Here is a 21,509-nt window from a genome sequence, read left to right as displayed (position 1 = left end):
GCCCATTATTCACGGAGAAACCATGGCTGCCTACGCCTCGACCCTCATACTTATCTGCCTCGCCATCCTGAGCTACTTCGTCCACAACAGCGCCGTCACCATTTCGATTCTCATCCTGCTGGTGATTAAGCTCACGCCGCTGGCACAGTTCTTTCCCTACGTCGAAAAGCAGGGCATCCAGATTGGTATCATTATTCTCACCGTGGCCGTCATGGCACCGCTGGCAAGCGGCACGCTGCCGGCCTCGTCGCTGCTGAAATCCTTTGCTAACTGGCAATCCATTGTGGCGATTATCGTTGGCGTGTTTGTTGCCTGGCTCGGCGGTCGCGGCGTTAGTTTAATGAGCGTGCAGCCGTCGGTGATTGGCGGGTTGCTGATTGGCACGGTGATTGGTGTGGCGTTCTTTCGCGGCGTGCCGGTCGGGCCGCTAATCGCCGCAGGGATTGTGTCGCTGTTTGTCACCACGAAGTAGCCTGCTGGACCATTCCGAAACGCCAAAAAGGGGGCATACTTTCAGAGTCAGTTGGCTATAATAGCCGTCACTCAACTTACGACTAATGAAGGAAAGCCAGATGAGTTTGAACCAGGTGCCTGCAGGTAAAGATCTGCCAGAAGATATCTATGTCGTCATCGAGATCCCGGCCAACGCCGATCCGATCAAATATGAAGTGGACAAAGAGTCTGGCGCCCTGTTTGTAGACCGTTTCATGTCTACCGCCATGTTCTATCCGTGCAACTACGGTTACATCAACCACACGCTGTCTCTGGATGGTGACCCGGTTGACGTACTGGTGCCAACCCCGTATCCGCTGCAGCCAGGTTCAGTGATCCGCTGCCGTCCAGTGGGCGTGCTGAAGATGACCGACGAATCAGGTGAAGATGCCAAACTGGTAGCGGTTCCGCACACCAAGCTGAGCAAAGAGTACGATCACATTAAAGATGTGAACGACCTGCCAGAACTGCTGAAAGCGCAGATCACCCACTTCTTCGAGCACTACAAAGATCTGGAAAAAGGCAAATGGGTGAAGGTTGACGGCTGGGACAACGCGGAAGCGGCTAAAGCTGAAATCATCTCCTCTTTCGAGCGCGCACAGAAGAAGTAAGTTTTCTGTCATCGCTGTCGCATCGCTATGTATGGCGATCGGCAGATAAAAAAAACACCGCCCACTGGGCGGTGTTTTTATTTACGCTTCTGCGGCGTCATCGCGCCGTAACCAGTCGCCACTCGCGATGCGGGTGCGACCGGCAATCGAACGCTGATACACGTACAGCCAGGCGCTGCCGTAGGGCGTCTGGATCAGCTGGCGCTTATACTCGCCGTTCTTGCTGCGCAAGGCATCCAGCTCGCCGAGGGTGCTGGCGTCGATGCGATACACTTCGCAGTACACCGTGCCGTCCCCCTCAACCACGCCCGGATAGTGACCGAGATTGTAGAGCGCAAACCCTTCAATCTGATGGTCGCCGAGCCATTGCGCATTGGTCATCCAATGACTATTTCCCTGCTTGCGCCGTAAACTGCCGTAGACAATTATTCGCATTGCTAAAACTCAAACTGATAGAGCAAATCCAGTGCCTGATCGAGACCCGACACGGCTTCCAAATAGAGTTTGGGCATCAGGCGATAACGCAAAGTGAGCGTCGCCAGTGAATCAAATATGCCAACACCGTATTTTACCTGCAGACCCGGCAGCACATAACCACTCACCTGCACCTGCTGGCTGTCGCCGACACCGGTGGTATCAAGCGCAAGGTTACTGACGCCGAAGGTCTCGCCGATTTTACCCATAACCTGACCACTTTGTGCAACCCCCAGTCCAACCAGCGCCGAGGTTAAGGCGTTGCTGTCGCCATCGCTGCTGAGTCCCTGACCGCGTAACAGGTAAGACAGCGCCTCCTGCTGCGACATTGCCGGGTCGGAGAAGACCTCCACCTTCGGCTCGTCGGCCAGCCCGGTGACGCGCAGACCGGCTGTCACATCATCCTCGGTGGCTTCCGGGTTACGAATCGCCTCCAGGTTGACGTACGGCTGATCCGGCGGACCGGCGAACTGCAGCTCGCCTTTACGCACAATCAGATCCTGACCATACGCGTGGAAACGGCCGGAAGGAATATTGATTTGTCCGTTTAAACCCAGGCCGGTTTTATCCTGCACCAGTTTGAGATCGCCGTTGAGTCGCGCTTTCAGGCCAAAGGCCGAGAGGCGCACATCGTTGCCGACGTGGATCACCAGATTGCTGTTGATCGGGATCGCGGCGGTTTTCGGCTGAATCGGCTTGAGGTTCTCATCCAGCATCACCTCATCCGACGACACGCCGGTAGCGCTCTCCGGCACTTCCTGCACCGTGATGCGCGCCCACGGAATATCAACCTTGCCGTCAAGGTTGAACGCCGCCGGTGTGGCTTCAAACGCCAGGTCCGGCGAAACGTCCATCCGCACCATCGGCGGAACGGTAACGCGAATACGGCTGCCCTGCGCAGTAACGCGCGCGCGCCAGTTATCCAGCTGGCTCCAGTCCGCGTTGCCGCCCAGATTGAGGTTACCCTGCTGCGTCTGGATCAGGCCGTTGAGCGTGGAGCTCATGCCGTTAAACACCAGGTTGAGATTGGCCGAGGTGAGATCGACCGGCATAAAGCTGCCATCCACATCAACATCGCTCAGCCCCAGCTGACCAAAGATCTGCGGCTGCTGCAGCGTGCCGCCGAGACGCAGATTGCTGTTGAGGTTGCCTTTGATCTTCTCGCCCTGCATCAGCGCCGGGTTGAGCATCGCCAGTGAAATGTTGCTGATGCCGATGTTGCCTGACAGCTGGCGGCGATTCTCCGGATCGGCGATTTTCACGTTGCCGCTCAGCTGACCGTTATTCACGATGTGAATCAGCCAGTCGAGCTGCGCGCGTCCATTACGCAGCGCCGCATTCAGGTTGAGCGTGTCGAAGGCGATCGGCAGGTTATTCCCCTGCACATCCTGCACCACTTTTACGCCGTTTCCTTTAAGCGACACCGTGCCGGTCGGCAGCGCGCCGTCGGCGGTCCAGTTCACGCGCGCATCACCGCTGAACACGCCGTTCAGCTGGGTGGCATCGGTGAGGAACGGCTTAACCATCGCCAGATCGAAGCGGTTCAGCACCACGTGCGCATGGCCGCTGGCTCCGGCCTCGATCGGCTCCGGCACGCACAGCTGCGCGTTGGGGTTTTGCCAGCAGTGCGGCCCGATGGTGGCGCTCTGTTTGCTGTTCAGGTAGTCAATCGTCATCGCGCGCGTCAGGCGCCATTCGCCCACCGGCGTGTCAAAACGCGTATTGTTGAGATTACCCTGCCAGCGCTGCGTCTGGCGGTCAAAGCTGCCGTTGAGCGCCAGCTGGCCGGAGACCGGCTCGCCCTGCACGTTGAGTTTCAGCTGATGCTGCTTCTCGTTACCGTCGGCGTTGAGCGTTAGCAGGCCGATCTTAAGCGCGTCCTGCTGTAGCTGCTCCACGCGCAGCTGCAGTTTACCGGCGACCTGATCGCTGGATTTCACATCGCTCTGCAGCGTGACACGGCGGATCTGCAACTGCTGCCAGCGCAGGCCGCTGGCGGTAAGATCGGCCAGCAGCTGGGGCGCCTGCAGCGTACCGCGCGCCTTTATAGTGCCTTTGGCTACGCCGCCGAGGCCCGGCAGCGCGTTATCCAGATGCGGCGCATCGACACTGGCGTCGAGATTTAGCGCGTCGCCCAGTTCGCCCTTCACGTCGAGATGGTTGCGCCCCAGCGCGATGTCAATGCCGGGGATTTTCCACTGGTTGTAACTGTTGCCGGTCAGCGAGCCTTCGGCGCTCACCGCGTTCTGTTTCACATTGCCCTTCAGCGCCAGCTGCGGCACGCTGAGCTGCCAGCTACCGCCGTACAGGCTACCGCGCGTGGTGATTTTACCGTCGAGCTTCGCCGGCCAGTCAGGATACTGTTTAGCGGTATTGATGCCCGCCAGCGTCAGTTCGCTACGCCAGCTGATGGCTTTGCTCCAGTCCACCAGCGCGCTGAGGTCAATGTTGCCCTGCAGCGCCGCCACGCGCAGTTTATCCAGACTGAACTGCTGCACGTTGCCTTTACCGTCCAGCGCAATGGTGGCCGGCGGCACCGCTTCGCCCTTCACCGCGGTGCGCAGCGACATCACGTAGTCGGTGGCTTTGCCGCTGAACTGGTAGTCGAGATTATCCGCCTGATACTGCACCGGACCGGTCAGCGGCCAGCGCAGCTGCGGGCTGGTGAGTTTGAGCGACAGCGGCAGACCGGCGACCGCCGGCTGCGCGGCAGCGTCCAGCTGGGCACGCACCGGCCCCGAGAGGTTCAGGCCCAGCTTCAGCTCGTCGCGCATTGCCCCGGCGAGGTTCAGTTTGATCTTCTCGCCTTTAATCGGATCGAGATTCAGCGAGCCGTTGAGCACAAAATTGACCGGCCAGTTATCCGCCAGCCGGGCATCGCCGCTGGCGTTGAGCTGTCCCTGCGGCGAGTCGACGTCAAAGGTCTCCAGCTGCACATGCCGGTCGGTAGTTTTGGCCTTCAGCAGCAGACGCGTAATCGCCACGTCCGTATCGCCAGTGATGCGCAACTGCTCACCTAACAGCTGCTGCACGTTGATATCGAGCGGCAGCTGGAAATCCGGCAGTGCCGGCAGCAGCGGCTCGGCAAACATCGCCTGCAGCGTTTCGCCCAGCGGTTTCTCATCCGGCTGCGGCTGCTGCACTTTAGGCTGCACCACCTGTTCGTCCGCCACTTTCGCCGCCTTCGGCAGCGCGATCAGCAGGCTCTGGATATGGGTGGGATTGAGCGTCAGCGCGCGATCCTGCCACTGCAGGCCGCTGGTGAAGTCGAGCAGCGAAATGGCGGTATCATCGACTTTGACGTTGATGTTATGCAGGCTGACCCGGCTCAGGGTAATCGGGTATGGCGTGCTGAGATTGCTGCTGCCGCTCTCCTCTTCCGGCGGCGGCGCACTGGCGGGCGTCATTTTTTTGCTGTCGACCACCACGCTGACGTCCTGCAGCGCGATATCGTTCACGCACACCGAGGAGTGCAGCAGGCAGTTGAGGTTGAGCGCCAGATGGAAGCGCCCGGCATCCACGCTGACGCCCGGCATCTGGTACTTCACGCCGCTCAGCGTCAGATCGCGCCAGCCGCCTTCCACCTTGTTAATCGACAGGCCCGGCACCCAGCGATCGGCACCTTTAAACAACAGATGCAATCCGGGCGTGGTGCCCACCAGAAACGCCACGCTGGCCAACAGCACCAGCAGGAAAATACCGATACCGATCAGGACCTTTTTCCACAGCTTCATAGTTCAGGCCCCAGTCCTACATAAAATTGCAATCCATGCTCCTTGTCGTCACCAATCGGGCGCGCGATATCAAACTTGATCGGCCCTACCGGAGAAGACCAGCGCACGCCGAAGCCTGCACCGGTTTTAACATTACTCTGCTTGATGTCGTTGACCGCTTCACCGGAGTCGACGAATACCGCGCCCCACCATTTGCCAGAGACGTTGTACTGATACTCGAGCGAGCCGGTGGCCAGTTTTGAGGCACCGGTGAGTTTGCCTTCGTCATCGCGCGGCGAGATATCTTTGTATTTATAGCCGCGAATGCTGCGGTCACCGCCGGCGAAGAAGCGCAAATCGGGCGGCACTTTTTCAAAGTCGTTGGTTTCAATCCAGCCAAGGTTACCGCGCGCCACAAAGCGATGCTTCTCGCCCAGCGTGCGGATCCACACGTTCTGCGCTTGCAGGATCAGGAAGTCGACGTCCGAGCCCCAGGTGGTGTCCGACACGTCTACCGAATAGCGCTGTGAATCGCCCCAGGTCGGCATCAGGCCGCCGCGCGAACGGGTGCGGTTCAGGCTGACGCCCGGATAGAGCAGCATGGTGGTGTTGGTGACGCTGCCCTGAGTAAAGTGGTCGAGGCTCCAGCGCAGGTTAACCGCGCGCTGCCAGCCGGAGCTGCTGTCCCAGTTACGCGACATCGCCAGCGTGGTGGTGTCCGATTTGGTGTCGTTGAGATCGGTGCGTTTCAGGCCGCCGGAGAAGGTGTAGTACTGCTCCAGCGGACTTTTCAGCAGCGGCACTTTATAGCTGAGATCAAGCTGCTGCTCCGGCGCGGAGATATAGGCGCTGGAGGTCAGGCTGTGGCCGCTGTCGTTGATCCACGGCTTTTTCCACGTGCCTTTCAGCCGCGGTCCGACGTCCGTCGAGTAACCGACACCGGCTTCGATGGTGTTCTCCACGCGCGGCGACACGGCGGCGCTGAGCGGCAGCACTTTGGTCTGGCGTCCTTTATCGAACTCGGGTGCCACGACGACAGAATTAAACCAGCCGGTGGCGGAGAGGCGACGATTGAGTTCGGCCAAATCGCGTGAGCTGTAGGGATCGCCCTTTTTGAACGGCACCAGATTGCGCAGATAGGCTTCATTGATTTGCGAGCCCTCAAAGCTGACATCGCCGAAGCGATAGCGCGGGCCGCTGTCGTAGTCGATATCCCAGAATGCTAAACGCCGTTCGACCGAGACACCAAGCTGGCTCTGCTTAAAGTCACCGTCGAAGTAACCATTACGCAGCGCCAGGCTGGAGAAGCCGTTTTTGAATTTATCGTAGTCGCCGTGATTAAGCTGGCTGCCGACTTTAGGCCTGCCCTGCTTCACCCACGCCTGATAGTCAGGATCGTCTTTTGCGGCGCCTTCCACCACGATGGTGCTGCCGCCAATCTTCACCGGCTCACCGGCGGTGACGCGGGCAATCAGCACCGGACGCCCCCCCTGCGGCGGTGCCGGGCGTGATTCAAAGTCGATCTGCGGCTCGTAATAGCCCAGCGCACGCAAACCTTCTTTGATCGCGGCAGCCACGCGCGCCTGGAAACGGCCGTCGTTCGACACCTCGTCACTGCCGATAGTGGACAAGCGCGCCCTGACGTTTTTCTGTAACTCCCCGGTCAGGCCTTCCAGCTGCAGTCGCACTTTGGCTGCCTCAACAGCAGGTGCGGCAAGCAGCAGGCTGGCCAAGCAATAAGCATGAAATCGCGGCACGCGTACTCCTGTTAATAATGCCTGCCCCTATTCCGCAGGGGCGTTAACTCTGGTGGAAAGGGTATCACCACACCTTGCATACCCATCAGCATAGCCGCTCTTTTTTGCGAGCGGCTGCGTAAAAACGGCCGCTAAGCCAAATCGACTGCTATTGTCGGTAAATGTGCGTACCGATACAACAACGAAGCCGCGCTTCTGCGCACCGCCAGCTGCCACTCGGATTAATCCGAGCCGCCCAATCACGCCGCTGGCGGCAGCAATAGCGCTGCTGCTATAATCAGCGACCAGCAGGCCTCGCCTGCACGCATTTCTGCCCCGACGTTAACGTGACTTTGTCGAACTGGCGCAGACATTTTTGGCACGGATAGCCCTGTTTGACGGGTAAGTACCGGATGTACGCCTCTTCGCGCTGCCCAGGCCAAAAATGACAAGTGATTAACCCAACGGATCTTTTATGCTTGATAGCCTGCTTGTCATTCTTTTACTGATCGTAATCAGTTCATTTTTTTCTCTGTCGGAGATCTCGCTGGCGGCTGCCCGCAAGATCAAACTGAAACTGCTGGCCGATGAAGGCAACATCAACGCGCAGCGCGTGCTGAAGATGCAGGAACAGCCTGGCATGTTCTTCACCGTGGTACAGATTGGCCTCAACGCCGTCGCGATTCTCGGCGGTATCGTCGGCGATGCGGCGTTTTCTCCCGCCTTCAGCAGCCTGTTCAACCGCTTTATGGAGCCGGAACTGGCGGATCAGCTCAGCTTTATCTGCTCCTTCACCATCGTCACCAGCCTGTTTATTCTGTTTGCCGACCTGACGCCAAAACGCGTCGGCATGATCGCGCCGGAAGCCATCGCGCTGCGCATCATCAATCCGATGCGCTTCTGCCTGCTGGTTTTCCGCCCGCTGGTATGGCTGTTCAATGGCCTGGCCAACGTGTTCTTTCGCATCTTTAAGCTGCCGATGGTGCGTAAAGATGACATCACCTCGGATGACATTTACGCGGTGGTAGAAGCGGGCGCGCTGGCCGGCGTGCTGCGCAAGCAGGAGCACGAGCTGATCGAGAACGTGTTTGAGCTGGAATCACGCACCGTGCCTTCGTCTATGACCTCGCGTGAAAATATCGTGTGGTTCGATCTGCACGAAGACGAAACCAGCCTGAAAACCAAAATCGCGCAACACCCGCATTCGAAGTTTCTGGTGTGCGACGGCGATATCGACCATATCGTCGGTTACGTTGATTCCAAAGAGCTGCTGCTGCGCGTGCTGGGCAATCAGAGCATGACGCTCAACAGCGGCGTGCAGATTCGTTCGGCGCTGATTGTGCCGGATACACTGACGCTGTCAGAGGCGCTGGAGAGTTTTAAAACCGCCGGCGAAGACTTCGCGGTGATCATGAACGAATATGCGCTGGTGGTCGGAATTATCACGCTTAACGACGTGATGACCACGCTGATGGGCGATCTGGTCGGTCAGGGGCTGGAAGAGCAGATTGTGGCGCGCGACGAGAATTCCTGGCTGGTGGAAGGCGGTACGCCGATTGATGACGTGATGCGCGTGCTGGATATCGACGAGTTCCCGCAGTCCGGCAACTACGAGACCATCGGCGGCTTCATGATGTATATGCTGCGTAAGATCCCCAAACGCACCGATTTCGTCAAATTCTCCGGCTACAAATTCGAGGTGGTGGATATCGACAGCTACCGCATCGACCAGCTGCTGGTGACGCGCATTGATGACCGCCCGCCGGTGCTGAATGTGTCGAAGAGTACGCTGGATGAGTCTGAAGGGCCTGCCGCATAGCAGTGATCGTGCGGTTACAGAAAGATTCAGGGCGCCAGCGGCGCCCTTTCTTTTGCTTAGTTGTACTCGGCTTGCAGCCGCAGCACCTGGCGGTTGATTTCTGACATCACGCTAAGGTGCTGTTTATCCTTGACGCGCGGCAACATGACTTTGCCTTTGTCGAACTCAAACGCGCCAACATCCTTGATGTACAACCTTCCTTTAAATAGCGTCTTTACATATTTCGCAATTTGCAGCGGATTATAGCGCTGGAAGATCTTCATGCTGTTTAACTCCTGAACAGATGTAATACGCTTCGCCGTTGCCAAATTCGGTACGAGCCCTTGAAGCGCAAATGAGGCATAACTATAGAACATGATTCCTTGCCGGTGTTCCGAAAAAATGGATTTTTTACTGAATTGACACATCATTACAGAGAACTCTGTCATAACGATCACAAAATCCAGTATAAACCTTCATTGGTTAAGGAATTGTGGCATGGGTTACAAAGCTGCTATCTCATCGCGACAGGCGCATCATCCACGCCTAATATTGCAAAAACATGAATAACTGGTCGGATCACTAAGGAGCATTACCATGCGTTTGGCACATTCCGTGATAGCCCTGGCGCTGCTGCTGCCCAGCCTTGCCTCAGCCCACGCGTTTAAGGTTGGCGAGCGCGTGCCGGCAGTCGGCGTTAACGACAAAGGAGAACTGCTGTATCAGCAGGAGAAGTTTCGCTACCAGCCCTGGAACAGCGCCCAGCTGAGCGGCAAAGTGCGGGTCATCCTGCATATTGCCGGACGCTCGTCAGCCAAAGAACAGAACGCCTCGCTGATTGAAGCCATCAAAGCCGCCCAGCTGCCGCACGACCGCTATCAGACCACCACGGTGGTCAATACCGATGATGCCATTCCCGGCACCGGGATGTTTGTGCGCAGCAGCATTGAGAGCAATAAACAGCAGTATCCGTGGTCGCAGTTCATTGTCGACAGCAACGGCAACGCGCGCAAGGCGTGGCAGCTGGAGAAAGGCGGTTCGGCAATTGTGATTCTGGATAAGACCGGCCATGTGCGTTACGCCAAAGACGGTCCGCTGACGCAGGATGAAGTGCAGCAGGCGATGAAACTGATCCATCAGCTGCTGCAGGCGTGATCGCGCCACAGCGGGTGGCGCGCATAGCGTATCAGAACAGCGAGACGCGGAAGCCCGGATTCAGGAACGACTCGCGCGGCGCGTAGTCGAGGGTTTTGCCCTGCCAGTCATGCACGTGTGCGCCGGCGGCAATTGCTACCGCATGGCCGGCACCGGTATCCCAGATATTGGTCGGCCCGAAGCGCGGATAGAGCTGCGCCTTACCCTCTGCCACCAGGCAGAACTTGAGCGAGGAGCCGATAGCGGTGGTCTGATGCTCGCCCAGCTGGGTCAGATACTCTTTCAGCTCTTCGTCTTTGTCGGCGTGCGAACGGCTCACCACCACCAGCAGCGGTCGCGCTTCACGCACGTGGATCTGCGTGGTGTGGCCGCCCTCTTCTTTCCACGCTTTGCCTTCGGCCGCAGAATACATCACCCCCAGAGCCGGCGCGTACACCACGCCCAGCACCGGTTTGCCGTGCTCAATCAGCGCGATATTGACCGTGAACTCGCCGTTACGCTTAATGAACTCTTTGGTGCCGTCGAGCGGATCGACCAGCCAGTATTGCTGCCAGTGCTGACGCACATCCCAGCCGGGTGGATCCTCTTCCGACAGCACCGGCACGTCAGGCGTCAGCGCCGCTAAGCCCTGCACGATAACCTGATGTGCCGCCAGATCGGCCGCCGTGACCGGTGAATCATCCGATTTACGCGTCACGTCCAGCGGTTGTGCGCCATCGTAGACCTGCATAATGGCATCGCCCGCGCTGCGCGCCAGCTGGCAAATTTTATCTAACATTGTTCACCTCATTTCGGCTGATGCTGCCGCTGAAACCCCGGCAGCCCGTCTCCAGATATTTTAGCAGGTACGCTGTGACAGCCGCAGCTAAGCGTATTCGCTTTGATTATCAATATCATAGTTCGGTCGTGGCGGCTATGGCGCAATGCTGAATGGCAGGCACTCCGTCAGCTTACGCAGGAAAGAGGCAAAATCCCGAGCCCCATCACAAATTGAAATGATAATTCGTCATGGTTTTACATTATTTTGAGAGGCCCATTAAAGCGAACAAGGAGCAAGCCATGTTCAAAGCGAGCATGTCGTTACTGGCCCTGTGCGTTGCAGCCGCCACGGTGCAGGCTGCCACGGTGGATTTACGCATTCTGGAAACCACCGATCTGCACAGCAACATGATGGATTTCGATTACTACAAAGACACGCCGACCGAAAAGTTTGGTCTGGTGCGCACCGCTACGCTCATCCAGCAGGCGCGCGGCGAAGTAGCAAACAGCGTGCTGGTGGATAACGGCGACATTATTCAGGGCAGCCCACTGGGTGATTACATGGCGGCCAAAGGCCTGCAGCCGGGAGAAATCCATCCGGTGTATAAAGCCCTTAATACGCTGGATTACGCGGTGGGCAATCTCGGCAACCACGAATTTAACTACGGCCTGCCCTATCTGCAGCAGGCGATTGCCGGGGCACGTTTTCCCTACATCAACGCCAACGTTATCGATGAAACCAGTGGCAAACCGCTGTTTACCCCCTATTTAATTAAAGAAACTGCGGTAAAAGACCGCGACGGCAAGCCGCATACGCTGAAAATCGGCTATATCGGCTTCGTACCACCGCAGATTATGGTGTGGGATCGCAACAATCTGCAGGGTAAAGTGCGCGTTGATGACATCACCGAGACAGCGAAGCGCTATGTGCCGGAAATGCGCGCAAAAGGTGCTGAAATAATCATCGCTATTCCGCACTCCGGTCTGAGCAGTGAGCCGTACCATGCCATGGCGGAAAACTCGGTGTATTACCTCAGTCAGGTGCCAGGTATCAACGCCATCATGTTCGGCCACGCGCACGCGGTATTTCCCGGCAAAGAGTTTGCGGCGATTAAAGGCGCGGATATCCCTCAGGGCACGCTTAACGGCGTACCGGCGGTGATGCCCGGCATGTGGGGCGATCATCTCGGCGTGGTTGACCTGGTGCTGAAAAATGACGGCGGCAACTGGCAGGTGACCCAGGGTAAAGCCGAGGCACGGCCAGTTTACGATGCGGTAGCGAAAAAATCGCTGGCGGCGGAAGATGCCGATCTGGTGAAAGTGCTGGCCGACGATCATCGCGCTACGCGTGAGTTTGTGGCAAAACCGATCGGCAAGTCGGCGGATGTGATGTACAGCTACCTGTCGCTGGTGCAGGACGATCCCACCGTGCAGATCGTCAATAATGCACAGCGTGCTTACGTCGAACGCTTCATTCAGGGCGATCCCGATCTGGGCCGCTTACCGGTGCTCTCGGCAGCGGCCCCGTTCAAGGCCGGCGGCCGTAAGAACGATCCGGCCAGCTACGTTGAAGTGGAAAAAGGCGATCTTACCTTCCGTAATGCCGCCGATCTCTATCTCTACCCGAATACGCTGGTGGTGATGAAAGTCAGCGGTGCGCAGGTGAAAGAGTGGCTGGAGTGCTCGGCAGCGCAGTTTAATCAGATCGACGTGCATCGTCGTCAGCCGCAGTCGCTGATCAACTGGGATTTCCGCACCTACAATTTTGATGTGATCGACGGCGTGCAGTATCAGATCGATGTGACGCAACCGGCGCGCTACGACGCCGAATGCCAGCTGATTAACCCGGCGGCATCACGCATCCAGGATCTGCGCTGGCAGGGCAAACCGATCGATCCCAAAGCGACCTTCCTCGTTGCCACCAATAATTACCGTGCCTGGGGCGGCAAATTTGCCGGTACCGGCGAGCAGTATGTCGCGTTTGCTTCGCCGGATGAGAACCGCTCGGTGGTGGCCGCCTACATCAGCAGCGAAACCCGCGCCCACGGCGCGGTGCAGCCACAGGCCGATCACAACTGGCGGCTGGCACCGATCGCCAGCGCAACGCCGCTGGATATTCGCTTTGAGACCGCGCCGGGCGCAAAAGCCACGCAGTTTATTGAGAAGTATGCTGATTATCCGATGAAAGCCGTCGGCAGTGATGAAACGGGCTTTGCAATCTGGCAGGTAGATCTACAGAAGCAGGCAGAGAAGAAGTAGTGACCGCGGGCGCCAGATATGGCGCCCGCTGTTTATTACAGGATTTCCAGCAGCTCGACTTCGAAAATCAGGGTGCTGAATGGTGGGATAGAGGCACCCGCGCCGCGCTCGCCGTAAGCGAGATTGTGCGGAATGGCCAACTCCCACTTCGAGCCTACCGGCATCAGGGTCAGCGCTTCAATCCAGCCGGCAATCACGCCGCTGACCGGGAATTCAGCCGGTTCGCCACGGGCAACGGAGCTATCAAACACGGTGCCGTCAATCAGCTTACCGGTGTAGTGCACGCGTACGCGATCCTGACGTGATGGGATCGGACCATCGCCCTGGGTGATGACGCTGAACTGCAGGCCGGATTCGGTGCTGCTCACGCCTTCACGCTGTGCATTCTGCTCGAGGAACTGCTGACCTTCGGCCGCCATGGCTTCGACGCGCTCACGACGTACGCCTTCGGCACGCTCGTGGACTTCACGCAGCGCACGGTGTACCACGTCAACCGGAACTGCCGGTGAGTTCCCTTCCAGCGCGTCGCGCAGGCCCGCAAGCAGCGCTTCTGGCTGCAGACCCTGCAGTCCAGACTCTTGCAGCTGCTGACCAACCTGTAAACCGATACCGTAACTTGCTTGTGATTCGACGCTGTCAAATGAAGGGGTCGTCATCTTGTTTCCTTAATCCCGGAGAAAATAGAACCGGCAGCATAACAGCGCAGGCGGCTGGCGTAAAATCTCGCGCGCCGCGGATGACATTTCCCGGGGAAAGAGAAACAATATGCAGGTCAAATTTTTCAATGCTGGCAGGCACTTCGCGCCCGCTTTGCCCATACTATAGAACAAGAGAGCATCCATGGGCCAAATCGCCCCACGACGTCGCAGGACGCGCGCACCGCGTACCTTATTTTCCCGGTTGCAACGCTGGCTGCCTGACAGGCGCGTCACGACCGCCAGCGAGGAGGAGGAAAGAATGGCTTCTGAAACCCCGTCGCGTATACCCGCTGTGCTGCAGCGCATCTGGCATCTGCTGGATAACGTACGCTGGATGGATCCGCTGCCGCCGCTGCACCGACGCGGTATCGTTATTGCCCTGCTGGTGATGCTGCTGGCGTTTCTCTGGCCTGCCAGCACACCGCAGTATCCGGTGGAACGTCCGGCGGAGAGCAGCGGCAAAGAGGTGCCGATGCAGGCGGAAATCTACGATAACAATGCGCAGCCGCCGCAGAATACGACGCCAAAGAGTGATGCCCAGGGCGAATGGCACAGCTATACCGTGGCCTCGGGCCAGACGCTGGCACAGCTGTTCCGTGACAACAATCTTCCGGTCAATGATGTGTTTGCCATGGCGCGGGTGGAAGGCGATGGGCAGCCGCTGAGCGCACTGCAGAGTGGTCAGCAGGTGAAGATTCGTCAGAACGCGCAGGGCGTGGTGACCGGCTTAACGGTCGAGAGCAGTAACGGCCCGGTGCTGTTTACCCGCCAGCCGGACGGCAGCTTTATCCGCGCGCAGTAAGTAACAGAAACAAAAACGCCGGCACAAGGCCGGCGCTTTCAAACTAAGTAAAAAATTACTCAGCTACTACATTCACAACCAGTTTCGCGAATACTTCGCTGTGAACCTGGAAGTCAACTTCGTGCTCACCGGTGGTGCGCAGAACGCCGTTTGGCAGGCGAACTTCGCTCTTCGCCACTTCAACGCCAGCTGCAGTAACTGCATCAGCGATGTCGCGGGTACCGATGGAACCGAACAGTTTACCTTCGTCGCCTGCTTTAGACGCGAGAGTAACGGTGCCCAGTGCATTGATTTTCTCTGCACGTGCGTTAGCAGCAGCCAGAACGTCAGCCAGTTTGGCTTCCAGTTCAGCGCGACGCGCTTCGAAGAACTCAACGTTTTTCTTTGTAGCAGGAACAGCTTTACCCTGTGGAACCAGGAAGTTACGAGCGTAGCCCGCTTTAACGTTAACCTGATCACCCAGGCTGCCCAGGTTTGCTACTTTATCAAGCAGAATAACTTGCATTACCTTATCCTCTTAAAGTCGTTAATGGACAGTTGCCGATTACTGATGACGATCAGTGTACGGCAGCAGAGACAGGTAACGCGCGCGCTTGATAGCACGAGCCAGCTGACGCTGGTATTTTGCACGAGTACCGGTGATACGGCTTGGAACAATCTTGCCGCTTTCAGTGATGTAGTTTTTCAGCGTTGCGATATCTTTATAATCGATCTCTTGAACGCCTTCCGCGGTGAAACGGCAGAACTTGCGACGACGGAAATAACGTGCCATTTGGCTAGTCTCCAGAATCTATCAATTCAATCTGCTCGGCATGTAACACAAGTTTGCTCTGGCCATTGCGTGCCTGATGGCAGCTAATAAAACCTTCGAGTGTGAGTTGCGTGCCGACCGTTATATGTTGAGTAATCGCCTGATGGGCGCTGCCGCTGATAATCACCGGCATCTGACACCAGGCTTGCCGGTGAAACCCGGCTTCCTCCTGCACAGAACGATGCTCAAGCACGAACTGGCAGTGAGGAATCCCTGACGGACTGACTTTTCGAACTGGCGTCTTGCACACGGTGCCAGACAGGCGCAGCCGATTGGCCGTCATCGTGGATTACTCTTCAGAATCCCCAGCATCTGAGTCTTCTGCCGATTCGTTAGCGAAGTCTTCGCGGCGCTCACGACGCTCGTCTTTCGCTTTAACCATCGGAGAAGCTTCAGTTACCGCGTGCTTAACGCGCATAACCATGCTGCGGATAACGGCGTCGTTGAAGCGGAAGTTAGTTTCCAGCTCGTCGATCACTTCCTGCGGTGCTTCTACGTTCAGCAGAACGTAGTGTGCTTTGTGCAGTTTGTTGATCGGGTAAGCCAGCTGACGGCGACCCCAGTCTTCCAGACGGTGGATCGTGCCCTGTGCACCAGTGATAGCACCAGTGTAACGCTCGATCATGCCCGGAACCTGCTCGCTCTGGTCAGGATGGACCATAAATACGATTTCGTAATGACGCATCGATAGCTCCTTACGGATTATTCAGCCTCCTGTCAGGGTCAGCTGCGGCCCACGGAAGCAAGGAACGTTATAGGTTGCGAATCACCCAAAAGATGAAACACACCTCTGAATGCAGCTGAAAAATTGACGCGTAATCATACTGACCTCGCCGGGGAAACTCAAGCGCACAATTCATCAAATTGTCGCTGTCGTGCCAGGCGGGGACACCTTTTGTGCTAAGGATTGAGATTCAGCAGGTTAGTCAGAGATTGTTCAAAATCCCTGAACGAGGCGTTCAGCACGACGATCTGGCGTCGTACTGGTGAAGAACTAAACTCTCTACAGGCGCAACGGTTTGGCTTAATCAGCGCGCCTGAGAGTGAAATCCCTGGAGTGAGGAGTCGATTATGAAAGCTGTCATTATCGCCACTTTACTGGGTCTCTTCCTGTCTACCCCCGCTCTTGCCAGCTCCGCTGACCAGGCGCTGCAGATGAGAAGTAACAGCAGCAAAGCGGCTTCAGGCTATGTCTACGTTAACCGGCTGGATGCGCCAGGCGGTAACCCGGTCAGCGCGAACACCAGCGCCGCCGACCGCTTGTCGTCACAACTGTAGTCCGGCCTGTCTTTAGGGCTGGCGTGCTCCGCGCCGCCAGCCCGTTCCGTTTTACAAATGATGTTTAAAGAAACTGACCAGCGCGGTGAGCGCTGGCGGCGTGATTTTGTGCCCGATCTGCTTTTCCGCCAGAAAGGTGAGCCGGCTGTCGAGCTGCGCCTCGCGCAACGCCTTCTCCAGCCGTACCGTTTCGGCAAACGGTACGACTTCATCCGCTTCACCGTGCCATAACAGCAGCGGCCGGTTAGCCAGCTGCGCCAGCTGCTGACAGGGATCGTAGGCCGCCAGCGGGGCCAGCCGCGCCTGTAACGCCGCTTTTTGCTCTGGCGTGTGCGCCACCAGCGGCGGGAACAGCGTCTGACTGAGCTGCATGAAGTAGCCGGAGCCCATCAGACAGGCAACGCTGTGCAGGTGTGGATAGCGTGCCATCGCGCCCAGCGCGGTCATCCCGCCCATTGAGGCGCCGGCAATAGCGAAACGCTCATCTGCCACCCAATCGTTGTCGCGCAGCACCGCTTCCAGCAGCGGCACTTCATCGATGTTCTGGCGCAAAATCTCCCAGAAGTGCGTCATGCGCGCGTCGGTATCGCCGTTGTAGCGCGCGCCGTGCATCTCTGCATCCGGCATCACCACACGGAAACCGGCCTGTGCCAGCGCCACGGCGAAGTAGCTGTAGACCTCTTTCGATGAGGTAAAGCCGTGATAAAATAGGATGGTGGGTAAGCGCGCCAGCCGCTGTCCGGCCGGTGCCGCGTGAATACACTCAATGCCCGCCAGGTTCTCCGTTGCCAACTCAATCATACCGTCTCCGTTGAGAATGATTATCACTGGTCTCAGTGTACGTGCTGCCGGCCAAAACGCGAGCCACATCACATTTATTTCGATTAATTTCTGCCCTAAACATTTGCCGCATTTTGCCGTTGATCCTGTACCCCTCCAGTTATTTATTAAAGGTACTTTATGAAGCGTCTCTCTCTCAGCGCCATGAGTCTCGGAATTAAGCTGTCTGTATTGACGTCTTTCAGTGTGGCAATCGTGCTGTTTGCCCTGACGTTAACGCTCAGCCATAACGCCGCGCGCCAGCTGGAGCAGCTGGCTGTCGACGATATGCAAAACCAGGTGCTCGGCATTAATGAAATGGCCACGATGTTTAACGCGACCTTATCGGAAGAAGTGGCGAACTATACCCGGCTGTTTCAGAGCTTTTTACCCAAGCGATTCAGCCGTGACGACAGCTCACGCATTCAGGTGGGATCGTTCAGCACGCCGACGCTGCGTGCCGGGCTGAAAACCCTCAACCTCGATCAGATCGCCGTGGACGATTTTCTCGATCGTACCGGTGCAGTCTCCACCATTTTTGTGCGCGACGGCGAGGATTACATTCGCATCGCGACCTCACTGAAGAAAGAGGATGGCAGCCGCGCGGTTGGCACCCAGCTTGATCGCAGCAGCGCGGCGTGGCGCAGCGTGAATAAGGGCGAAGTGTATCGCGGCCTGGCGACGCTGTTCGGCCATCGCTATATCACTCAATACCAGCCGGTGCAGGACGACAGCGGCGCAGTGATCGCCATTCTGTTTGTTGGCGTGCAGATTGATAAACAGTACGCGCTGATGCGGGAGAAAGTGCTGGCGCGACGTCTCGGTGACAGCGGCAGCTTCTTCGTGCTGAACGGCACGCCGGGCAGCGCACAGGGCCAGTATCTGTTTGCCCGTCAGTCAGAAGGCAAGCTGCCGGACTGGGATCGCAGCGTACAGCAGCAGATCCTGACGCAGCCGCACGGCCTGCTGGAGATCGCGCATCAGGGCGAAACCCGCCTGCTGGCATGGCAGCAACTGCCGGGCTGGAACTGGATTATCGCCGGTGAAGTCAGCCGCGCCAGCCTGCTGGCACCGATCACCCACAGCCGCAATCTGTTCATGCTGATTGGCCTGGCGCTGGTGCTCGCCTTTGCCATTGGCTTTGTGCTGTATAGCCGGCGCGCCATTACCCGGCCGCTGCAGCAGGTGATCCATCTGGCCGAGCAGTACGCGGCGGGTAATCTGCAGGCGCACCTCGACTCAGCGCGCCGCGACGAGATCGGCCAGCTGGTGAACGCGATTAACGGCATTGGCGACGGTCTGGAGAAAGTGGTAGGCCAGGTACGCGCCGCCGCGCGTGAGATCAGCGACGGCACCGACACCATTGCGGCCAGCAGTTCCAGCATCAGCGAGCAGATTGGCCGCCAGGCGAGCAGCGTCGAAGAGACCTCGGCCAGCATGGAGCAGTTTGGCGCAACCGTGGCGCAAACCGCCGCTAACGTGCGTCAGGCGATGGCGCTGGTCGGTGAAGCCGCCAGCACCGTCAGCCAGGGCGGCAGCACCGTGGCGCGCTCGGTAGAGACCATGGCGGAGATTCGCATTGCCTCGCAGAGCATCGCCGACATTACCCACGTGATCGAGTCGATTGCCTTCCAGACCAATATTCTGGCGCTCAACGCTGCGGTTGAGGCGGCGCGCGCCGGTGAGCACGGCAAAGGCTTCGCGGTCGTCGCTGCGGAAGTGCGTGCGCTGGCGCAGCGCAGCGCTAATGCGGCGAAGGAGATTGACGGGCTGATTGCCAGTTCGATCGACAAAGTGGCCGCCGGCCATGCGCTCTCGGAACAAACGCGTGACGCCATGAGCCATATTGTCAGCCATATCGAACAGGTGAAAACCCTGATGGGGGAAATCAATATCGCCGCCCAGGAGCAGGCTGCTGGTATTGGTCAGGTCAATCTGGCAATGAACCACATCAGCCATGCGACCCATCAGAGCAGCGACATGATTAACCAGTCCGAGCACACGGCGCAGCACCTGAGTCAGAAAGGCCATCATCTGACCCAACTGGTGAGTATTTTCCGCCTCAACGACTGATGAGCACGGGCAGATGGCTTACACTTGAGTCATCTGCCTGTTTTCCGGAGCCACCATGCGTACGCTTATTCTGCTGCTGGGCCTGCTGTTGAGCGGCTGTGCCGCACTGCACACTACGCCACAACCCCCGCCAGCGCCCACCACTCAGGCGCAGGAGATCACCCGCGCGCAAAGCTATGGCCTGCCGAAGCTTGGCACCGTCAGCGCCCATTCACGCGGCTCGCCGGATGATGTGCAGCGTGCGATCGCTGCACGCGCCAATCAGAGCGGTGCGGTTTACTATCAGATCCTGATGGTCGATGAGACCACCATGCCTGGCTTCTGGTATGCCACCGCCATTCTGTACGGCGCGCCCTCAGGCGGCAGTAGCACGCTGCAGTAAGCGTGCGCTCAGATCATCACTCAGCGCCTGTGCCGGGCGCGATGAGAGATAACGCGCGCACCAGCTGTCCGCCAGCGGCGGTTCTGCCGCTTTCAGCAGCACCGCGGCACTCGCCAGCCGAATCAGCATATCGCTGACCTGCCGTCCCTGCTCTTCGCGCAGGTTGCCGAGTTGCAACCGCAGCTGACGCCAGCAGCGATCGAAGTGGCGATTGCTGCCCTTCACTGCATCAAACTCATCCTGCAGCATACTAAGCAACTCCGCATGCCGTCCCAGTACACGCAGCACATCCAGGCACATCACGTTACCCGAGCCCTCCCAGATGCTGTTCACCGGCATCTCGCGATACAGGCGCGGCAGTTCACTCTCTTCGCAGTAGCCAATGCCGCCCAGCACCTCCATGGCTTCAGCCACAAACGGCATACCGGCTTTGCAGATCACGAACTTGGCCGCCGGAGTGAACAGGCGTGCATACAGCCGTTCATGCGCGCTGGCTGGCGTTGACCAGGCGCGCGCCAGACGCAGCAGCAGTGCGGTTTGTCCCTCCAGCTGCAGTGCCTGCTGCGCCAGCACCGCGCGCATCAGCGGCTGATCGCTAAGGTTTTTGCCCATCACCTGGCGCTGACCGGCGTGATGCAGCGCAATCGCCAGCGCGCGTCGCATCTGGCCATGGCTGCCGAGCGCGCAGTCAAAGCGCGTCATACCGCCCATTTTCAGGATCAGCCGCACGCCATCGCCCTCCTCACCCAGCAACCAGCCGAAGGCATCCTGAAACTCCACTTCGGCGCTGGCATTGGCGCGGTTGCCCAGCTTGTCTTTCAGGCGTTCAAGACGAATGGCGTTGCGCGTGCCGTCCGGCAGCAGGCGCGGCAGAAAGAAGCAGCTCAGCCCGGCGGCGGTCTGCGCCAGAATCAGGTGCGCGTCGCTTTGCGGCACCGAGAAGAACCATTTGTGGCCGGTGATGCGCCAGGGTTCGCCCGGCGCACGCGTGCCAGGCGGTTCGGCGCGTGTGGTGTTGCTCAGCACATCGGTGCCGCCCTGCTTCTCCGTCATGCCCATGCCAATCAGCAGGCCGCGCTTCTGGCTGCCGGGCAGATGATGCGCATCATACCGATCGCTCAGCAGCCGATCGTGCCAGTCGGCGTAGGGAGCGGGCAGATGGGTTTGCAGCAGCGGGATCGCGGCGTGAGTCATGGTTACCGGGCAGAGCGAACCGGCTTCCACCTGCGCATGCAGAATGAAACGCGCCGCGCGTGCCACCATGGCGCTGCCCTGCACGTCAGGCTGCCAGCTCAGGTTATGTAACCGGCTGGCGCACACGCCCTGCATCAGCAGATGCCAGGCAGGATGAAAGCGCACCTCGTCGAGTCGCTCACCGCGCGCGTCGTAACGCAGCAGCTCCGGCGGCTGTGCATTGGCCAGGCGACCTAATTCCAGTGACTCCGCGCTGCCGAGCTGCAGGCCGACGGACGCCAGCCATTCGCGGTCCCAGCCGGCCCCTTCACGCACCACCGCCTCGCACAGCGCGCTGTCGCCGGTGAAGAGATTGCTGTTGCTGAGCGGAGATGGTTGATTGAATACGCTGTGAGTGGTCCAGGCCATGGCACTCTCCTCTCCTGTTGCCCGTACTGATGTGGCTATAAGTATGG

At 58.4% G+C, this 21,509-nt stretch carries 21 protein-coding genes; 9 read left to right on the top strand and 12 right to left on the bottom strand.

Going from position 1 to position 21,509, the window contains the following annotated elements; all coding sequences use genetic code 11:
• Positions 1-22 precede the first annotated feature (22 nt).
• Complete coding sequence (locus tag AC6I7J_RS02245) at positions 23-472, top strand: DUF441 domain-containing protein (protein WP_021509736.1); 450 nt, start codon at positions 23-25, stop codon at positions 470-472.
• A 100-nt stretch (positions 473-572) separates the two neighbouring features.
• The gene (ppa, locus tag AC6I7J_RS02240; protein WP_021509737.1) at positions 573-1,103 is read left to right on the top strand and encodes an inorganic diphosphatase; all 531 of its coding nucleotides are present in this window, start codon (positions 573-575) and stop codon (positions 1,101-1,103) included.
• A gap of 81 nt (positions 1,104-1,184) precedes the next feature.
• Here ppa and AC6I7J_RS02235 read toward each other — a convergent pair whose 3' ends face one another.
• From AC6I7J_RS02235 to tamA, 3 genes are read right to left on the bottom strand one after another with little or no spacing between them, the layout of a single operon-like run.
• Positions 1,185-1,538: a gamma-glutamylcyclotransferase family protein gene (locus tag AC6I7J_RS02235; RefSeq protein WP_031280151.1), complete on the bottom strand. Its 354-nt coding sequence runs from the start codon at positions 1,536-1,538 to the stop codon at positions 1,185-1,187.
• 2 nt (positions 1,539-1,540) lie between these two features.
• Positions 1,541-5,311 (bottom strand): autotransporter assembly complex protein TamB, encoded by a 3,771-nt coding sequence (gene tamB / locus AC6I7J_RS02230; protein WP_498006641.1) that lies wholly within the window; start codon positions 5,309-5,311, stop codon positions 1,541-1,543.
• Positions 5,308-7,047: an autotransporter assembly complex protein TamA gene (gene tamA / locus AC6I7J_RS02225; protein WP_031280152.1), complete on the bottom strand. Its 1,740-nt coding sequence runs from the start codon at positions 7,045-7,047 to the stop codon at positions 5,308-5,310. Before tamA ends, tamB begins: the two co-directional genes overlap by 4 nt.
• 454 nt (positions 7,048-7,501) lie before the next feature.
• Here tamA and paeA point away from each other — a divergent pair, with 454 nt between their 5' ends.
• Positions 7,502-8,845, top strand: a complete 1,344-nt coding sequence (gene paeA / locus AC6I7J_RS02220; protein WP_021509741.1) for a polyamine export protein PaeA — start codon at positions 7,502-7,504, stop codon at positions 8,843-8,845.
• 56 nt (positions 8,846-8,901) lie between these two features.
• Here paeA and AC6I7J_RS02215 read toward each other — a convergent pair whose 3' ends face one another.
• Positions 8,902-9,108 (bottom strand): DUF1107 domain-containing protein, encoded by a 207-nt coding sequence (locus tag AC6I7J_RS02215; protein WP_031280153.1) that lies wholly within the window; start codon positions 9,106-9,108, stop codon positions 8,902-8,904.
• A gap of 313 nt (positions 9,109-9,421) precedes the next feature.
• On the opposite strand from AC6I7J_RS02215, the gene AC6I7J_RS02210 reads away from it, so the two are divergent.
• A complete protein-coding gene (locus AC6I7J_RS02210) occupies positions 9,422-9,979 on the top strand; it encodes a YtfJ family protein (protein WP_498006639.1) in 558 nt (185 codons plus the stop codon).
• Between the two features lie 31 nt (positions 9,980-10,010).
• Here AC6I7J_RS02210 and cysQ read toward each other — a convergent pair whose 3' ends face one another.
• On the bottom strand, positions 10,011-10,757 hold the full coding sequence (gene cysQ / locus AC6I7J_RS02205) for a 3'(2'),5'-bisphosphate nucleotidase CysQ (RefSeq protein WP_021509744.1): 747 nt from the start codon (positions 10,755-10,757) through the stop codon (positions 10,011-10,013).
• Positions 10,758-11,038: 281 nt separating this feature from the next.
• Here cysQ and AC6I7J_RS02200 point away from each other — a divergent pair, with 281 nt between their 5' ends.
• On the top strand, positions 11,039-12,997 hold the full coding sequence (locus AC6I7J_RS02200) for a bifunctional 2',3'-cyclic-nucleotide 2'-phosphodiesterase/3'-nucleotidase (RefSeq protein WP_394517039.1): 1,959 nt from the start codon (positions 11,039-11,041) through the stop codon (positions 12,995-12,997).
• Positions 12,998-13,032: 35 nt separating this feature from the next.
• Here the strand turns inward: AC6I7J_RS02200 and bamJ are convergent, their stop codons facing one another.
• Entirely contained in the window at positions 13,033-13,653 is a 621-nt protein-coding gene (bamJ, locus tag AC6I7J_RS02195) for a BamJ family beta-barrel-assembly machinery protein (RefSeq protein ID WP_021509746.1), read from the bottom strand.
• 184 nt (positions 13,654-13,837) lie between these two features.
• On the opposite strand from bamJ, the gene AC6I7J_RS02190 reads away from it, so the two are divergent.
• Positions 13,838-14,497 (top strand): OapA family protein, encoded by a 660-nt coding sequence (locus tag AC6I7J_RS02190; RefSeq protein ID WP_150360361.1) that lies wholly within the window; start codon positions 13,838-13,840, stop codon positions 14,495-14,497.
• 55 nt (positions 14,498-14,552) lie between these two features.
• Here the strand turns inward: AC6I7J_RS02190 and rplI are convergent, their stop codons facing one another.
• The 4 genes from rplI to rpsF are packed head-to-tail and all read right to left on the bottom strand — an operon-like array spanning position 14,553 to position 15,993.
• On the bottom strand, positions 14,553-15,002 hold the full coding sequence (gene rplI / locus AC6I7J_RS02185) for a 50S ribosomal protein L9 (protein WP_021509748.1): 450 nt from the start codon (positions 15,000-15,002) through the stop codon (positions 14,553-14,555).
• Positions 15,003-15,041: 39 nt separating this feature from the next.
• Positions 15,042-15,269, bottom strand: a complete 228-nt coding sequence (gene rpsR, locus AC6I7J_RS02180) for a 30S ribosomal protein S18 (protein ID WP_000135199.1) — start codon at positions 15,267-15,269, stop codon at positions 15,042-15,044.
• Between the two features lie 4 nt (positions 15,270-15,273).
• Positions 15,274-15,591: a primosomal replication protein N gene (gene priB / locus AC6I7J_RS02175; protein ID WP_031280155.1), complete on the bottom strand. Its 318-nt coding sequence runs from the start codon at positions 15,589-15,591 to the stop codon at positions 15,274-15,276.
• A gap of 6 nt (positions 15,592-15,597) precedes the next feature.
• Positions 15,598-15,993 (bottom strand): 30S ribosomal protein S6, encoded by a 396-nt coding sequence (gene rpsF / locus AC6I7J_RS02170; RefSeq protein WP_021509750.1) that lies wholly within the window; start codon positions 15,991-15,993, stop codon positions 15,598-15,600.
• A 386-nt stretch (positions 15,994-16,379) separates the two neighbouring features.
• On the opposite strand from rpsF, the gene AC6I7J_RS02165 reads away from it, so the two are divergent.
• Positions 16,380-16,586: a hypothetical protein gene (locus AC6I7J_RS02165; protein WP_021509751.1), complete on the top strand. Its 207-nt coding sequence runs from the start codon at positions 16,380-16,382 to the stop codon at positions 16,584-16,586.
• Between the two features lie 51 nt (positions 16,587-16,637).
• Here AC6I7J_RS02165 and yjfP read toward each other — a convergent pair whose 3' ends face one another.
• Positions 16,638-17,387 carry an esterase gene (gene yjfP / locus AC6I7J_RS02160; RefSeq protein ID WP_058759864.1) on the bottom strand — a complete coding sequence of 250 codons (750 nt, stop codon included), beginning with the start codon at positions 17,385-17,387 and terminating at the stop codon, positions 16,638-16,640.
• Positions 17,388-17,546: 159 nt separating this feature from the next.
• Between yjfP and AC6I7J_RS02155 the strand changes: the two genes are divergently transcribed.
• Both AC6I7J_RS02155 and bsmA read left to right on the top strand, forming a co-directional pair.
• Positions 17,547-19,478 (top strand): methyl-accepting chemotaxis protein, encoded by a 1,932-nt coding sequence (locus AC6I7J_RS02155; RefSeq protein ID WP_498006636.1) that lies wholly within the window; start codon positions 17,547-17,549, stop codon positions 19,476-19,478.
• A 55-nt stretch (positions 19,479-19,533) separates the two neighbouring features.
• Positions 19,534-19,860 carry a biofilm peroxide resistance protein BsmA gene (gene bsmA / locus AC6I7J_RS02150; RefSeq protein ID WP_021509754.1) on the top strand — a complete coding sequence of 109 codons (327 nt, stop codon included), beginning with the start codon at positions 19,534-19,536 and terminating at the stop codon, positions 19,858-19,860.
• On the opposite strand, the gene AC6I7J_RS02145 is transcribed toward bsmA, so the two are convergent.
• Entirely contained in the window at positions 19,834-21,462 is a 1,629-nt protein-coding gene (locus AC6I7J_RS02145) for an isovaleryl-CoA dehydrogenase (RefSeq protein WP_498006634.1), read from the bottom strand. The two genes, bsmA and AC6I7J_RS02145, sit on opposite strands and share 27 nt — an antisense overlap.
• Positions 21,463-21,509 lie beyond the last annotated feature (47 nt).

The sequence above is a fragment of the Type-C symbiont of Plautia stali genome, from assembly GCF_059730935.1.
The sequence above is the reverse complement of the archived record's forward strand: the minus strand, read 5'-3'. Positions and strand labels throughout refer to the sequence as shown.

Excerpts from the sequence above, each read along its gene's own strand:
- AC6I7J_RS02245 (WP_021509736.1), top strand. The coding sequence starts at position 23 with ATGGCTGCCTACGCCTCGACCCTCATACTTATCTGCCTCGCCATCCTG.
- ppa (WP_021509737.1), top strand. The coding sequence starts at position 573 with ATGAGTTTGAACCAGGTGCCTGCAGGTAAAGATCTGCCAGAAGATATC.
- AC6I7J_RS02235 (WP_031280151.1), bottom strand. The coding sequence starts at position 1,538 with ATGCGAATAATTGTCTACGGCAGTTTACGGCGCAAGCAGGGAAATAGT.
- tamB (WP_498006641.1), bottom strand. The coding sequence starts at position 5,311 with ATGAAGCTGTGGAAAAAGGTCCTGATCGGTATCGGTATTTTCCTGCTG.
- paeA (WP_021509741.1), top strand. The coding sequence starts at position 7,502 with ATGCTTGATAGCCTGCTTGTCATTCTTTTACTGATCGTAATCAGTTCA.
- AC6I7J_RS02215 (WP_031280153.1), bottom strand. The coding sequence starts at position 9,108 with ATGAAGATCTTCCAGCGCTATAATCCGCTGCAAATTGCGAAATATGTA.
- AC6I7J_RS02210 (WP_498006639.1), top strand. The coding sequence starts at position 9,422 with ATGCGTTTGGCACATTCCGTGATAGCCCTGGCGCTGCTGCTGCCCAGC.
- cysQ (WP_021509744.1), bottom strand. The coding sequence starts at position 10,757 with ATGTTAGATAAAATTTGCCAGCTGGCGCGCAGCGCGGGCGATGCCATT.
- AC6I7J_RS02200 (WP_394517039.1), top strand. The coding sequence starts at position 11,039 with ATGTTCAAAGCGAGCATGTCGTTACTGGCCCTGTGCGTTGCAGCCGCC.
- bamJ (WP_021509746.1), bottom strand. The coding sequence starts at position 13,653 with ATGACGACCCCTTCATTTGACAGCGTCGAATCACAAGCAAGTTACGGT.
- AC6I7J_RS02190 (WP_150360361.1), top strand. The coding sequence starts at position 13,838 with ATGGGCCAAATCGCCCCACGACGTCGCAGGACGCGCGCACCGCGTACC.
- rplI (WP_021509748.1), bottom strand. The coding sequence starts at position 15,002 with ATGCAAGTTATTCTGCTTGATAAAGTAGCAAACCTGGGCAGCCTGGGT.
- rpsR (WP_000135199.1), bottom strand. The coding sequence starts at position 15,269 with ATGGCACGTTATTTCCGTCGTCGCAAGTTCTGCCGTTTCACCGCGGAA.
- priB (WP_031280155.1), bottom strand. The coding sequence starts at position 15,591 with ATGACGGCCAATCGGCTGCGCCTGTCTGGCACCGTGTGCAAGACGCCA.
- rpsF (WP_021509750.1), bottom strand. The coding sequence starts at position 15,993 with ATGCGTCATTACGAAATCGTATTTATGGTCCATCCTGACCAGAGCGAG.
- AC6I7J_RS02165 (WP_021509751.1), top strand. The coding sequence starts at position 16,380 with ATGAAAGCTGTCATTATCGCCACTTTACTGGGTCTCTTCCTGTCTACC.
- yjfP (WP_058759864.1), bottom strand. The coding sequence starts at position 17,387 with ATGATTGAGTTGGCAACGGAGAACCTGGCGGGCATTGAGTGTATTCAC.
- AC6I7J_RS02155 (WP_498006636.1), top strand. The coding sequence starts at position 17,547 with ATGAAGCGTCTCTCTCTCAGCGCCATGAGTCTCGGAATTAAGCTGTCT.
- bsmA (WP_021509754.1), top strand. The coding sequence starts at position 19,534 with ATGCGTACGCTTATTCTGCTGCTGGGCCTGCTGTTGAGCGGCTGTGCC.
- AC6I7J_RS02145 (WP_498006634.1), bottom strand. The coding sequence starts at position 21,462 with ATGGCCTGGACCACTCACAGCGTATTCAATCAACCATCTCCGCTCAGC.